Genomic DNA, 12756 nt, shown 5'->3' with positions numbered 1-12756 from the left:
CCGAGGTCGGGCCGAGCTTGCTCCAGGCCATGCAGACCTCCACGGCCAGCACATTTACGCTGGCCGCTCAGTCTGCGGACGACGCCTCTGAATCGATCGCAGCTGACAGGCCACCGGCGCCGCAGGTTCGGCCGGCCGAAGCGCCATCAGACGAGGCGGCATCTCGCCGAGACGGACCGCGCGCACGGGAGCAGGACCTGCTCCACCGCGCACGCGCCGAGGACGTTCTCCATTGGCAGCTTCATCACCGCCCGATCTCCGCCGAGAACCTCCGCAAACGCCTGCACGTCGGCGCGGGCACTGCACGAGCCCTTGTCGCGCAGCTGCGCAGCGACACCAAGGCCGCATTCGACACCACGACGCCAGAGCCGGCCGGCATCGGAGCAGCCTGACACTTTCGAGGGCCCAGGGCCGACCGTGGAACAGTCGGCAAACGGGCAGTCTGACACCGTCGAACGCCCACGGCTGACCCGGAGGACGCCGGCGCCATCGGCGTCGGCGGCGGGTCTCCGTGGCCCGCCGGCCTCGGGGCTGTAAACCTTCCGGCGGGTGTCGAGGGCGGTCAGCCCACCGAAACGGGCCGCGTCGACGACGTTGCGTTTCTTGGTGGGCAGGGCGAGCAGGTCCGCGCAGTCCGACGGCGGGACCGAGCCGACGAAGTGCAGGCCGGAGGCCGCCAGGCCGGCTAGGTGGGCGACGTTGTCGGTGGAGTTCTGGCCCGCGTCGAAGACCACCGTCACCTCGGCGGTGGGAGTGCCGCAGGCGGCGGCGAGGGCGGCGTGCCGGGCCACGAGTTCGTCGAGTAGCGTGGTGAACTGGGTGACGTCGGGCTTGTTGCCGGGGTAGGTGTGGGAGACCAGCGGGATCCCGCCGTCGCGGGTGACCACCAGGCCCAGGCCCACGATGCGCAGGTCGTAGCGCTTCTGCTTCGCCTTTCCCGCTGGGCCAGCGGGGCTTCCGCGTTGGTGCTGTCGATGTAGGTCGCGAAGTTGGTCATGTCCAGGGCCACCGCGGAGACGTCGAGCTCGAAAATCTCGGCCGCCCGCAGGGCGAGCCTGCGTTCGATCTCCGCCAGCTCGGCCCGGGCGACCGCCTGCATGGCGTTCCAGAAGCGTCGGTGGTCGAGCACCCGATTTTCGATCTTCGTGAACCGGTCGGCGGCGGTGGTGGCCCACCAGTCGGCGAAGGCGGACTTCGAGCACGGCGCGACGACCCGGTTGAGCGCGGCCAGCGCCAGGTAAGTACCCACGCTGGCCCCGGCGTCCGCCCGCCGCGCCCGAGTGACCTCGTCGACGACGTCGGCGACGCCGAGGCGGGCCAGCACACCCCACACCGCGGCCACGTCGCCGAAAGCGAGGTGGCGGGTACGCTCCGGCAGGGAAGCTGCCTCCCGGGCGGCCACGGCCGCGGCGATGTCCTCGGCCGAGCCCAGGTAACGCTCGCTGACCATTTTCGGCTTGCCGTCGACGCGGGCCATCTCCCGCAGGGAGTAGTACGCCTTCCCGTTGATCTTCTTGGGGTAGAGACTGGCCACCTTTCCACCTTTAGGTCATACACAACGAGGGCCAACATACCGATGGGGTTGACTCCATCGCCGCAGGTCAGGCGGGCGGTAGGGGGTGCCGAGCAGCCCAACAGACATACAAGATCGAATTAGCTAGGAAGGTCCGGCTAGCGCACCGCACCCCGATGCCCGACCGAGCATCCGAGCATCCGACAGCGATCATTGGGTCACCGTGGGGAGAACCATATCCGGCTCATGCGACACCCGATATCAGCGGCATGCCCAGCACCGCTGGCAGCGCGGCGACCTGTCCCTCAGCCTGTCCCTCAGCGAAAGACGAAACGGTCGGCGCCGTAGGGGTCGTCAACATTAACGATCTTTCGCCCCAGCGGCAGTAGCGAGACCGGGATCAGCTTGAAGTTCGCGATCCCCAGCGGGATACCAATGATCGTGAGGCACAGCAGCAGGCCGGTCGCCAGGTGGCCGAGCATCAGCCACCAGCCTGCGAACACGATCCACAGCACGTTTCCGATCAGTGACGGCACTCCCGCATCGCGGCGATCGACCACTCGGCGGCCGAACGGCCACAGTGTGAAGTTGGCGATGCGCAGCGAGGCAACCCCGAACGGAATGGTGAAAATCAGAATGAAGCAGATCAGTGCGGCGAGGATGTAGCCCAGTGCCATCCAGAACCCACACAACACGAGCCAGATCAGGTTCAGTATCACACGCATACGGTCAACCTTCCCGCAGTACCCTCGTATGAACAATCCCACCAGGGGTGCCTCGCCGCGTAGGATGGCCCTGTTGCGAAGAATCCTGCGGGTGACACATACGATTGCCTGTGATTCGAAATCAGATGTGGTAAGCGTCCCTGCGGTGGCGGATCGCGGTGACTTCGACGACGCGGTTGGCGTCATCAACAAGGTAGATGACCCGGTACGGTCCCCGCCGCGCCGACCACAGTGGCGTGAGCGGCGGTCGAGGGGGTTGCCAACCCGGCGGGGGGCCGAGCAGAGGTCCGGTGACGAACTCGTGGGCAGCGGCGGCGACCTTTTCGGGTAGTACCTCGGCGAGGGCGTGTACGGCGGCTCGGGCGATCCGCAGCTGGTAACGGTTTTCCGTCACTGGCTGCGGCCGAAGCGTCGAAGGTAGTCGGTCAGTTCCTCCCCGTTGAGGACGTCACCGGTATGGAGGTGGGCGAGCCCTTCCTGGATGGCCTGCATGAGTTCGCTGTCGGCGAGGGGGAGCATTGTCATGTACAGAATTGCGGAGACGATCGCGGGCGAACCGGCAGCCGCCGGCGCTCAGGGCGCTGCTGCGGTGCTCGACGAGGAACTCGCGCGGCGCCTGGTCGTGCAGGCGAAGGCCGACGGCGTGTCGCTGAGCGGGCCGGGCGGGATGTTCGGGAAACTGACGAAGATGGTCCTCGAGACCGCGCTCGAGGCCGAGAGGACGGCGCATCTTGGCTACGAGGCCCACGACCCGGCCGGGCGTGACGGTGGGGATTCCCGTAACGGCACCCGGACGAAGACCGTGGTCACCGAGATCGGACTGCTCCAGGTCGACGTGCCGCGCGACCGGGACGCCAGCGTCGCCCCGAGGATCGTTGCGAAGCGGCAACGGCGCTTGGACGGGGTCGCCGACCTCGTGGTCTCCCTGGTCGCGAAGGGACTGACGGCCGGCGAGGTCTAGGCGCATCTCGCCGAGATCTACGGCACCGACCTCTCCCGGTAGACGATCTCGAACATCACCGACAAGGCGACCGAGGGTATAGAGGCCTGGGACGCCCGACCTTTGGACGCCGTCTACGCGGTCGTGTTCATCGACGCGATCGTCGTGAAGATCCGCGATGGGCAGGTCGCGATCCCCCGGCCGAACGGGGCAGGAAACAGCCGGTCGGACGCTGCCTGCTCGAGTGCCTGCGCGACCGGCAGGACGACGTGCTCCGCTTCGTCGTCGATCTTGACGTGTGGCCGACGAACAACCAGTCGAAGCGTGATCTTCGGCCGTTCAAGACCCAGCAGAAGATCAGCGGATGGCTCACCTCCCAGGCCGCGACCGCCTGCCGCCTCCAGATCGCGAGTTACGTCTCCACCGCCCGCAAGCACGGTGTGTCCGCGCTGCACGCTCTCCGGCTCGCGTTCCGCGGCACTCCCTGGATGCCACCGGCCGCCGTCGTCCCCACCTGACAGGCACTCCACCGATCCCGTCACCTACAGCAAGATCTTTAAACTAGGTGAATTTTTACGAGTGGGCCGACGGGTAATACGGTGTCCGTCGTAGGACCTCGATGGCGGTTGGGAGATTCGCTGTTCCCGGACGCCTGATGGTGGCGAGGTCGTCCGGCAGGGGAAGGGGAGAGGCACAATGGCCTCGCGGAACGTCCGGCGCGGTGTGGTCCTGATGGCCGCGCTATTGGCTCTGGTTCTTGTCGGTGGCTGCGGTACCGGCACGAGCAAGGTTCGATCTTCCTCGGGAAGCGCGGCGACTACCAGCGCGACCGACGACAGCGATCCGGAGGACAACGCGCCCTGCCCGACGGCTGGTAACACGCGTGCTTTCGCCAAGACCCGTTTCGCGCTGCACGCGGGCCTTGGCCTCGGCGCCTTCCACCGGTACATCTACAAGCCGCTGAAGAACGGCGGCTTCAAGGCCGGGGCCGACCAGCGGAAACGCACCTTCGTCAAAGCCGCGGTGGCGGGCGTCTTCACGGTGCACGAGCTGAAGGTCGCCAAAGGCTTCGCGGAAGCGAACCCATCGCTCTGTAATGCTGTTCAGTCGATCAGTGACAGTTTTTCGAACCTGACCGACAAGCTGAAGAGCGGTACTGCCACTGAGGCTGATATCGACGCCAGCGAGAACAGCTTCGCCAGTCTGCAGCGAAGCGCCACAAGCAACGGTTTCGGGTTTGACGAGAAAAATGTGACCGTCCCGGGAGCCTGATCCTCGGAGGTACCGAACGGCTGTCGGCGGCTGCTGGGGCAAGCAATCATGACCAGCGGTCGCCGATTCGTCGTTCGACGGCTCGCCTGGCGCGGCCGTCCGGGGAGAACGCCACCTCCGTATGACTGGTAGCGGCGGGTGCCCGAGCATTGTCTCGCGGCCAGAATTTTGATCGTCACAATAGTGGTCCGGCCCACGGCAGCGGCCCGCCAACATCAGCCCGAGCCCGCCCACCGAGTTGGGTGCCCGGCTTTCACGGGCCGGGCGGCGCCGTGGTGTCCTCAGGCCGGCGGATGCCGCGGCTGGTCGCCTCCTCGCTGCTGGCACGTTTTCATCTGATGAAAACAGTTATCTCCCAGAGGTATCAGCGGCGAACTTCTGGAGCGTCCGGTGACAGGGGCGTGCCCCACCCCGCGATGCCACGCCTCCCACTGCTGGTCATTCCTAGACTATTTTACCGATATTGGGTGAATTGTCCTGGCTCAGTCGACAACGGAGCCCGGGGCCGGCTGGGCGTGCATCGCCCCCGTGATGCCGCACCCCCTGTTGCCGGTTGCTCCAGGCGAACCGAGAGAGATATTGACAGGCGCTCGAGCCGCTGGTTGCATTATACGCAATATATTTTCATTGAGTGAAAATTCTTGATGCAGCGCCTTTGGGGGTGCACTGCCTTTGGGGGTGCACTGCCTTCGAGTAAGAGCGACCGGCAACAGGGGCGGGGCTGGGGTGCGTGCATCGCGTGGCGATGGGCAGGGGGGTGATGCCGAAACATGCCGTAAGAGCGCCCGAGGATAGGGCGTTCGATCAGTGAGCGGCTCATCCGCGCCCGATCCGGCAAGGCGGAGGAGGAAGGCGCCCTGGTGTTGGGTGGTGACCGACGACAACACAGCGAGGTGCGCACCCCAGCCACGCGACGCCGCGTCCCCTATTGCCGGTCGCTCTAAGTCGCGCCTGCCGGCCTGGAGCGGCGGCGTCCCATCATGATCAGAGTGAGACGGGGAGAGAGATTGTGATCGTGAGAAAAATCGGGCTGGCGGCCGTGACGGCCGCGGCGACTTTCTGTGCTGGAATTCTGACGGCATGTGGTGGAAGTGCGGGAGGCCCCGAGCGGCCCGGCCCGACCGATGCCGTGAAGGCTGGTGGCGCATTGACCATCGGCGCGGCCCAGGGCATCAAGACGCTCAATCCGGTGACCAAGGGCAACGCCTGGGAGCAGGTGCTGTTCAGCCTGTTATGGGATGGTTTGGTCAAGACTGGGAGTGATGGGAAGCTGCAGCCCGACCTGGCCACCTCGTGGTCGTCCTCCGCGGATCTGAAGACCTGGACCTTCCAGTTACGGCCGGACGTCAGGTTCTCCAACGGGAAGGTGCTCACCCCGGATGACGTCGTCTCGACGATCAAGTACTACCAGAACCCCGATACGGTTACCCAGCTCAAGAACAACGTGGCGCCGATTGTCAGCGTGCGGGCGGACGAGGCGAACACGGTCGTCTTCACGCTCAGGACTCCGAACGCCCTGTTCCCGGCGTCGATCCAGATGGTGAAGATTGTTGACACGAACTCGCTGGCCAGCATGGCGGAGAGCCCGGCCGTCACCGGGCCGTTCCGGGTCAGAAAATTCTCCGCCGATGATCACTTGACCCTGGAGCGGAATCCGAGCTATTTCGGCCCCGCTCCCAAGCTGGACCGCATCGAGTTCGTCAAGGCCGCCGACTCGGCCGCCGCGGTCACCGCGCTGAAGGCCGGCGACCTCGACGCGCTCTGGTCGGTGCCGCTTTCGCAGGTGACGACCGTCGAGAACAGTTCGGGGCTCACCGTGGTGAAACCCGCCGTCATAGGCCAGTATGTGAGCTGGGAGGTGGACACCACCAAAGCGCCCTTCGACAACGTGCAGGCCCGGCAGGCGCTGGCCTACGCGACCGACCAACGCGCGATTCTCAAGGCCGCGTATTTCAATCAGGGCATCATCTCCACCACAAACGATCCGTTGCCGAGTAATCAGGCCAGCTACGGCGGCCGCCTCACCGACTACACATACGACCTGGACAAGGCCAAAGCACTGTTCACCGCGGCCGGTGTCACTCCGGGCAGCACCCTCGTCTGGTGGGGGGTGGCCAACCAGTATCCCGAGTGGAGCACCAGCGCACAAATCCTGCAGGCCAGTCTTGCCAAGATTGATATTAAGCTGCGGATCACGGATACCGATATAGCCTCCTGGCCCGGAATTTTCTACCCGGCTGGAAAATCTTTTCCCGGGAAGATTATTCCGAATTTCCAGTCCTATCCCGCGGATCCTGCTGAAGAGCTCTCGTTTCTGTTGACCGGGCGCTGTGAGTGCAACTGGAACAGCGCCGTGTTCGACACGCTTTACGGTAACGCGCTGGCCACTGTCGACCCGGCCCAGCGACAGCAGGCCTGGCAGCGGGTGCAGGAACTGGTCAACGAGCAGGTGCCGATCTTCGTTCCGCTGCAGTTCGGGACCCTGACCGCGACCAAGCGCTCCGTGGTCGGGCTGTGGGTCGACAGCGGCGGCAACCCGCATCTCGAGGATGCCGGGTTCAGAAGCTAGAAACCCGATGTGAACCTTCTGCCCGGGTGATCAGTGCCCAGTCGGCCCCTGGTTCTGCCGTCGGCCAGACCGATATAACTCATCCGCTATCGGTCCGGCTTCCCGTCCTGCCGGGAACCATCTGGATACGGCTTGCCAGCTGAGAGCGCGTTTGAGACCGTCATTCCGGCTCACTGATCGAAACCCCGATCTCAAACACGCTCTGAGCCCAGGATGCAAAGAGCCTGTTGTGGATCCCGGGAGCCGGTGGGGATGACGAGAAAGAAAGGATGACCGTGCCGTATATCGTCAAGCGGGTGTCGATCAGCCTGGTTATGATAGCCGGCTCGTCGATCCTTATCTTCGCCGTTCTGCGGGCGTTGCCGGGCGATCCTGTGATCGCTCGGCTGGGTGCCGCGCGGGGGACAGATCAGGCAACGATCGACAGGCTGCGTGCGGAGGCCGGTCTCGACCGTCCCGTTGTCGATCAGTACCTCAGCTGGGTCGCCGGGATAGCCCACGGGGATTTTGGTAGATCATATGTCAGTCAGCGCACAGTCAGCTCCCTCATCGCCGCCCGGCTCGGGCCCACACTGGAACTGACTTTTCTCGCCATGACTCTCGCGGTCGCGGCCGCGGTTCCGGCCGCGATCGCGGCGGCTACCCGGCCCGGCGGCTGGGTGGACCGATGCGTCACGGCGGCGGCGTCGGCCGGTATGGCGTTTCCCCCGTTCGTGGCCGGAATCCTGCTTATCCTGCTGTTCAGTGTGACGCTGAAATGGCTGCCCGCGCGCGGCTATGTGCCGCTGCTCCAGAACCCGGGGCAGAACGTGCGCGATATGGTCATGCCGGCGCTCGCGCTGTGTCTGGTGGCCGCCCCGCTCCTGGTGCGCTACCTGCGTACGGAACTCATCTCGGCGCTGGCGTCACAGTTCGCCCGGACGGCGGCGGGCAAGGGCGCACCGGCCCGGACCGTGGTCCTCCGTCATGCGCTGCGCAACGCCGCGCTGCCGAGCCTCACCATGTTGGGGCTCATCGTCGGGTACACCCTCGGTGGAAGTGTCATTGTTGAGTACGTGTTCGGTTTCGCTGGCCTCGGGTCGTTGTCGGTGGAATCGGCGTTCCAGCGTGACTACTCGGTGCTCCAGTCGGTCGTTTTGCTGATCAGCGTTTTGTTCATCCTGGTATCGATGGTGATTGACCTGCTGGTGTGGTCGCTGGATCCGAGAACCCGGGGGCACCGTGTCTGAGCCTGCCGCCGCGGGGCACAGCCGGGTGCGCCGCGGTCGGCGCGTCCGGATCAGCCCGCCGCCAGCGAGTGTGCTCGTCCTGCTGGCGATCGTCGGGATGTGCCTCCTGGTCCCCCTGCTCAGCAGGCAGGATCCGACCGGCCTCGACCCGGCGAACGCCTTCGGGACGATGAGCGCGCGCCATTGGCTCGGCACCGACGAGCTGGGGCGGGACAAACTCAGCCGGCTCCTCTACGGCGGTGAACTGTCGCTGTCCGTCGCCGGTGGTAGCGTTGCCGTGGCGTTCCTGGCCGGCACGCTGTGGGGCGTGCTCGCCAGCGGTGCCCGAGGCCTTCCCGACGAGCTGTTGATGCGCGGCGCTGACATCACCATGGCGATCCCACAGATCCTGTTCGCGCTGGTGTGTGTCGCGGCGTTCGGGGCGTCGCTGGTATCCCTGATCGTGCTGACCGGGCTGCTGCTCGCGCCCAGCACCGCGCGGATGGCGCGAGCCGCCATCGTCCGCGAGATGACCCTCGACTACTACGCCGCCGCCGTCGCGTACGGAGCCAGCCGGGGTCGCCTGCTGCTGCGTGAGGTGCTCCCCAACATCCTGCCCGACCTGGCCAGCCAGGCCGCGATCAATGCCGCCAGCGCGATGATCCTGGAGGCCAGCCTGAGCTTCGTCGGACTGGGCGTCCAGCCGCCACAGATGTCCTGGGGGGTGCTGCTGCAACAGGGATACGGGTTTCTTTATAATGACCCAAGTTATGCGGCGGCGCCCGCCATCCTCATCCTCGCCACCGTGCTGTGTCTCAACCTGGCCGCGGACCGGCTCGCCGGTGCCGAGCGACTCACTGGTGGGCGTCGATGACGGCACCCGCCATCCTCGACGTCGACGATCTGTGGGTCGCTGTCGGCGCCACCGCGGTCGTGCGGGGCATCAGCTTCGCGCTGTCCGCCGGTCAGCGGCTCGGTATCGTCGGCGAGTCCGGCTCGGGCAAGACGTTGACCGCGCTGGCTGTGATGGGCTTGCACCGCGGCCCGGTCCGGGTCACCGGCGGGCGGGTCCGGCTGGATGGCATCGATCTGCTCGTGCTCCGTCGGCGTGAGCTTGACCGCATCCGTGGCCGCCGGATCTCGATGATCTATCAGGATCCGGCGGCGGCGCTGAACCCACTGATGACAATCGGGGCACAGATCGTCGAGTCGATCCGACTACACGAGGATGTCCGCCGCCCGAGTGCGCTGGAACGCGCGGCTGACCTGCTCGGTGAGGTCGGGATACCAGCCCCGCGGCAACGCCTGGCCGCTTACCCACATGAGTTCTCGGGCGGGATGCGGCAACGCGCAATGATCGCGATGGCGCTGGCCAGCCGGCCCGACGTGCTGCTGTGCGACGAGCCGACCAGTGCGCTGGACGTGACGACTCAGGTGAGAGTGCTCGCACTGATCGACCGGATCTGCCGTGAGCGTGGCCTGGCAGCGGTTCTGATCACTCATGATTTAGGTGTCGCCGCCGGGTTCTGCGACGATATCGCGGTTATGTACGCCGGTCAGATCGTGGAGTCCGCACCCACCGTGGACCTCTACGCACACCCGGCCCACCCCTACAGCGCGGCGCTGATGTCGGCGACCGTCGATCTCACGGTCGATCTCACCGCGCCAATCCGGACCATATCCGGCCAACCGCCACTGCCGGCGGGAACCGGTGCTGGCTGCGCGTTTCAGCCGCGTTGCCCGATATCGATCGACCTGTGCGCGGAGCCGGTCGCGTTGCGGGCGGCCGCCGGCCGGCAGGTGCGCTGCGTCCGGGCACCGTCAGCGGACGAGGCAGACCGGTGATGCTGTTACGCGTGCCGGCGGGGCCGTCGGCGCGGCTGCCCCCGCGGCTGCTCGAGGTGCGGAATCTGGTCAAGACCTATCCATCACGGCATGGCGGCCGGCTGCCCGCCGTGGACGGTGTGTCGCTGTCGGTGCGGCGCGGCGAGACTTTCGGGCTTGTCGGCGAGTCCGGGTCGGGAAAATCGACGGTCGGCCGCTGCGTGCTGCGGTTGACAACGGCCGACAGCGGCACGGTCCGTTTCGACGGGCAGGACATCGCGGGCCTGTCCGCGGCGAGGATGCGCCGGCTGCGGTCCCGGGTGCAGGCCGTCTTCCAGGACCCACACGCTTCCCTCAACCGGCGCGCGTCGGTCGCCGACATCATCGCCGCACCGCTGGTGGCCCATCGCATAGGCACCCGGGGCGAGCGCGGGGCCCGGGTGCGGGAACTGCTCCACCTTGTCCAGCTCCCCAGAGGCATCGCTGACCGCCGGCCCGGCGAACTTTCGGGCGGTCAGGCCCAGCGCGTCGCGATAGCTCGGGCGCTGGCGCCGCGTCCCGACTTCATCGTGCTGGACGAAGCCGTGTCGGCGCTGGACGTTTCGGTACGTGCACAGATCCTCAACCTGCTCACCGGGTTACAACGGGACCTCGGGCTGACCTATCTGTTCATCTCGCACGACCTCGCGGTGGTGCGGTACATGGCTCAGGAGGTGGGGGTGATGTACCGGGGACGGATCGTGGAGATGGCTCGTCGCGAGGATCTGTTCGCCGCGCCGCGGCACCCTTATACTCGCCTCCTGCTCGATGCCGTCCTGGCCGCTGATCCGGTGACAGCGCGCTCCCGGGTAAGCAGGACGCGTCCCGACGAATACGCCCGATCCGAGCCCCCGACCCTGGGCTGCCGTTTCCTGCCACGATGCGATGTCGGCGCGGGACGCCCCCGGTGTGCCTCGGAGGATCCGCCCCTATGCCTGCTCGACACAACACCGGTGCACGTCTCGTGCCACTACCCGGGAGTGATGGGATGACCGTGACCGCGCCCACGAGGCTGAGCGACCGGTTGATCGGGATTGTCGAGTCCTTCCTGGCCGCGCCCAGCCAGAGCCTCTCGGAGGTCGCCGCCGCGTGCGGCCTCGAGCCGTCCACGACAACCCGCTATCTGCGGCAGCTCGTCGACCACGGATGGCTCGAGCGGGACGAGGTGTCCCGCTGCTACTCCCTTGGCGTCCGCATGATCACTATTGGGCATGCCGCGCGACGTGCCCGGCCGTTGCGCGGCCGTGTGCTCCCGTACATGCGTGAACTGCTCGCCCGGTTCGACGAGACGATCAACCTGGCGGTGAACCAGACGGGCGAAGTTGTGATCATTGAGGCCCTCGAGGGCCGCCGGTCGATCCGGCGCGGGGCGACCGTGGGTGACCGTGACGACTGGTTCGTCTCCAGCCTGGGAAAGTCCATCCTCGCCCATCTCCCCGACGACGAGGTGCGGGAACTCCTGCGTACCCGGCCGCCGGAACGGCACACGGCCCTGACCCGCACCGACCCCGCGGACGTGCTCGCTGATCTTGCCGACATCCGTCGCCGTGGGTACGCGCTCGACAACGAGGAGGCCGAGATCGGGATGAAGTGTGTCGGCGTCCCGATCCGCGACGACCGGGGGCGATACCGCTTCGCGCTCAGCGTCAGTGGTCCCACCGCGCGGATGAACGACCGGTTGGACGACATCGTCGACGCCCTGAAGGCGGTGGCGCGCAACGTGAGCGCGGAGGGGGAAGCGTCGTGACGTTGGTGACCGTGGACGTTCACACGCATCTGGGCGAACTCGGCACACATGTCGGCGGGCCACTCGCCGACGACGAGATACGGGTCTGGGGACGAACCCACTGGGACGTGACACCGGCCGGACATGCCGCCGCGGCGGCTGCCGCGACGGCTTCGGTGGTGCTCGCTTTCGATGCCGAGCCGGTCGGGACGGTCGTGCCCAACGAGTACGTGGCGAAGGCCGTCGCCGACGAGCCGAACCTCATCGGGTTCGCCAGCGTCAACCCCACCCGGCCCGACGCGGCTGCCCGGCTGCGGCATGCAGTCGAGGATCTTGGCCTGTATGGCCTTAAGCTCGGCCCGACCTACCAGCACTTCCATCCTCATGACCGGGCCTGCCTTGATCTGCTGGAGGTCGCCGATCACTACGGCATTCCCGTCGTCTGGCACCAGGGCACCACGTTCACCCGAGCCGCGATCGCGGAGTTCGCCCGTCCCCTCCAGCTCGACCTCCCCGCGCGTCGGTTCCCTGCGCTGCGGATGTGGATCGCGCATTTCGGTCACCCGTGGACGGCCGAGGCGCTGAGCGTGGTCCGTCGTCATGAGCACTTCTACGTCGACGTGTCCGCGATGGACACCCGGCCGTGGCAGTTGGCTCAGGCGCTCGCGACCGCGTCGGAGTACCAGGTCTTCGACCGTGTCCTGTTCGGCAGTGACTATCCCTTCTCCACCGTTGAACGGACCATCACCGGCCTGCACCGAGCCGCCGCCCTCTGCCGTAGTCTTGGCATCGCGAACGTCACCGCGAGCGATATCGATCACATCTGTGCCCGGGACGCGGTCGCGCTGCTTGGCCTGCGGCCACAGCCTCCGCGGAGTTCCCAGCGACCTCCGAGCACATGAAGACGGCCATGCCCGCGAAGCGGGTGGTGAGCACAGCA

14 protein-coding genes and 1 pseudogene are annotated in these 12756 nt (G+C 66.6%); 10 read left to right on the top strand and 5 right to left on the bottom strand.

Annotated features, from left to right (window positions below):
• Window positions 1-146: 146 nt before the first annotated feature.
• The 5 genes from MJ797_RS04960 to MJ797_RS26945 form a co-directional block, all read right to left on the bottom strand.
• Window positions 147-791 (bottom strand): hypothetical protein, encoded by a 645-nt coding sequence (locus MJ797_RS04960; protein ID WP_239332275.1) that lies wholly within the window; start codon window positions 789-791, stop codon window positions 147-149.
• Window positions 737-1534 (bottom strand): hypothetical protein, encoded by a 798-nt coding sequence (locus tag MJ797_RS04955; protein WP_239332273.1) that lies wholly within the window; start codon window positions 1532-1534, stop codon window positions 737-739. Before MJ797_RS04955 ends, MJ797_RS04960 begins: the two co-directional genes overlap by 55 nt.
• Before the next feature lie 296 nt (window positions 1535-1830).
• The gene (locus tag MJ797_RS04950; RefSeq protein WP_239332271.1) at window positions 1831-2238 is read right to left on the bottom strand and encodes a YccF domain-containing protein; all 408 of its coding nucleotides are present in this window, start codon (window positions 2236-2238) and stop codon (window positions 1831-1833) included.
• 121 nt (window positions 2239-2359) lie between these two features.
• Window positions 2360-2632: a type II toxin-antitoxin system RelE/ParE family toxin gene (locus tag MJ797_RS04945; RefSeq protein ID WP_239332269.1), complete on the bottom strand. Its 273-nt coding sequence runs from the start codon at window positions 2630-2632 to the stop codon at window positions 2360-2362.
• Window positions 2629-2763 carry a hypothetical protein gene (locus MJ797_RS26945; protein WP_255720523.1) on the bottom strand — a complete coding sequence of 45 codons (135 nt, stop codon included), beginning with the start codon at window positions 2761-2763 and terminating at the stop codon, window positions 2629-2631. Before MJ797_RS26945 ends, MJ797_RS04945 begins: the two co-directional genes overlap by 4 nt.
• Between MJ797_RS26945 and MJ797_RS26940 the strand changes: the two are divergent.
• The 10 genes and pseudogenes from MJ797_RS26940 to MJ797_RS04895 form a co-directional block, all read left to right on the top strand.
• A pseudogene (locus tag MJ797_RS26940) lies at window positions 2720-3355 on the top strand (transposase); the annotation flags it as partial. The gene MJ797_RS26945 and the pseudogene MJ797_RS26940 sit on opposite strands and share 44 nt — an antisense overlap.
• A complete protein-coding gene (locus MJ797_RS26935) occupies window positions 3286-3696 on the top strand; it encodes a transposase (protein WP_255738368.1) in 411 nt (136 codons plus the stop codon). The pseudogene MJ797_RS26940 and the gene MJ797_RS26935, both read left to right, overlap by 70 nt.
• A 178-nt stretch (window positions 3697-3874) precedes the next feature.
• On the top strand, window positions 3875-4450 hold the full coding sequence (locus tag MJ797_RS04930; protein ID WP_239332267.1) for a hypothetical protein: 576 nt from the start codon (window positions 3875-3877) through the stop codon (window positions 4448-4450).
• 1009 nt (window positions 4451-5459) lie between these two features.
• Window positions 5460-7019, top strand: a complete 1560-nt coding sequence (locus tag MJ797_RS04925) for an ABC transporter substrate-binding protein (RefSeq protein ID WP_239332265.1) — start codon at window positions 5460-5462, stop codon at window positions 7017-7019.
• Between the two features lie 269 nt (window positions 7020-7288).
• Complete coding sequence (locus MJ797_RS04920; protein WP_239332263.1) at window positions 7289-8248, top strand: ABC transporter permease; 960 nt, start codon at window positions 7289-7291, stop codon at window positions 8246-8248.
• A complete protein-coding gene (locus MJ797_RS04915; RefSeq protein WP_239332261.1) occupies window positions 8241-9101 on the top strand; it encodes an ABC transporter permease in 861 nt (286 codons plus the stop codon). The genes MJ797_RS04920 and MJ797_RS04915 overlap by 8 nt, the downstream gene beginning before the upstream one ends.
• On the top strand, window positions 9098-10072 hold the full coding sequence (locus MJ797_RS04910) for an ABC transporter ATP-binding protein (protein ID WP_239332259.1): 975 nt from the start codon (window positions 9098-9100) through the stop codon (window positions 10070-10072). Before MJ797_RS04915 ends, MJ797_RS04910 begins: the two co-directional genes overlap by 4 nt.
• Entirely contained in the window at window positions 10072-11082 is a 1011-nt protein-coding gene (locus MJ797_RS04905) for an ABC transporter ATP-binding protein (RefSeq protein WP_239332257.1), read from the top strand. Before MJ797_RS04910 ends, MJ797_RS04905 begins: the two co-directional genes overlap by 1 nt.
• Window positions 11079-11837 (top strand): IclR family transcriptional regulator, encoded by a 759-nt coding sequence (locus tag MJ797_RS04900; RefSeq protein ID WP_239332255.1) that lies wholly within the window; start codon window positions 11079-11081, stop codon window positions 11835-11837. Before MJ797_RS04905 ends, MJ797_RS04900 begins: the two co-directional genes overlap by 4 nt.
• On the top strand, window positions 11834-12718 hold the full coding sequence (locus tag MJ797_RS04895; RefSeq protein WP_239332253.1) for an amidohydrolase family protein: 885 nt from the start codon (window positions 11834-11836) through the stop codon (window positions 12716-12718). The genes MJ797_RS04900 and MJ797_RS04895 overlap by 4 nt, the downstream gene beginning before the upstream one ends.
• Window positions 12719-12756: the final 38 nt, after the last annotated feature.

Source organism: Protofrankia sp. CiP3, from assembly GCF_917627345.1.
Taxonomy (GTDB): Bacteria; Actinomycetota; Actinomycetes; order Frankiales; family Frankiaceae; genus Protofrankia.
This window is presented reverse-complemented; position numbering and strand designations above follow the sequence as displayed.

Excerpts from the sequence above, each read along its gene's own strand:
- MJ797_RS26945 (WP_255720523.1), bottom strand. The coding sequence starts at position 2,763 with ATGACAATGCTCCCCCTCGCCGACAGCGAACTCATGCAGGCCATCCAG.
- MJ797_RS04900 (WP_239332255.1), top strand. The coding sequence starts at position 11,079 with ATGACCGTGACCGCGCCCACGAGGCTGAGCGACCGGTTGATCGGGATT.
- MJ797_RS04905 (WP_239332257.1), top strand. The coding sequence starts at position 10,072 with ATGCTGTTACGCGTGCCGGCGGGGCCGTCGGCGCGGCTGCCCCCGCGG.
- MJ797_RS04930 (WP_239332267.1), top strand. The coding sequence starts at position 3,875 with ATGGCCTCGCGGAACGTCCGGCGCGGTGTGGTCCTGATGGCCGCGCTA.
- MJ797_RS04910 (WP_239332259.1), top strand. The coding sequence starts at position 9,098 with ATGACGGCACCCGCCATCCTCGACGTCGACGATCTGTGGGTCGCTGTC.
- MJ797_RS04920 (WP_239332263.1), top strand. The coding sequence starts at position 7,289 with ATGACCGTGCCGTATATCGTCAAGCGGGTGTCGATCAGCCTGGTTATG.
- MJ797_RS04950 (WP_239332271.1), bottom strand. The coding sequence starts at position 2,238 with ATGCGTGTGATACTGAACCTGATCTGGCTCGTGTTGTGTGGGTTCTGG.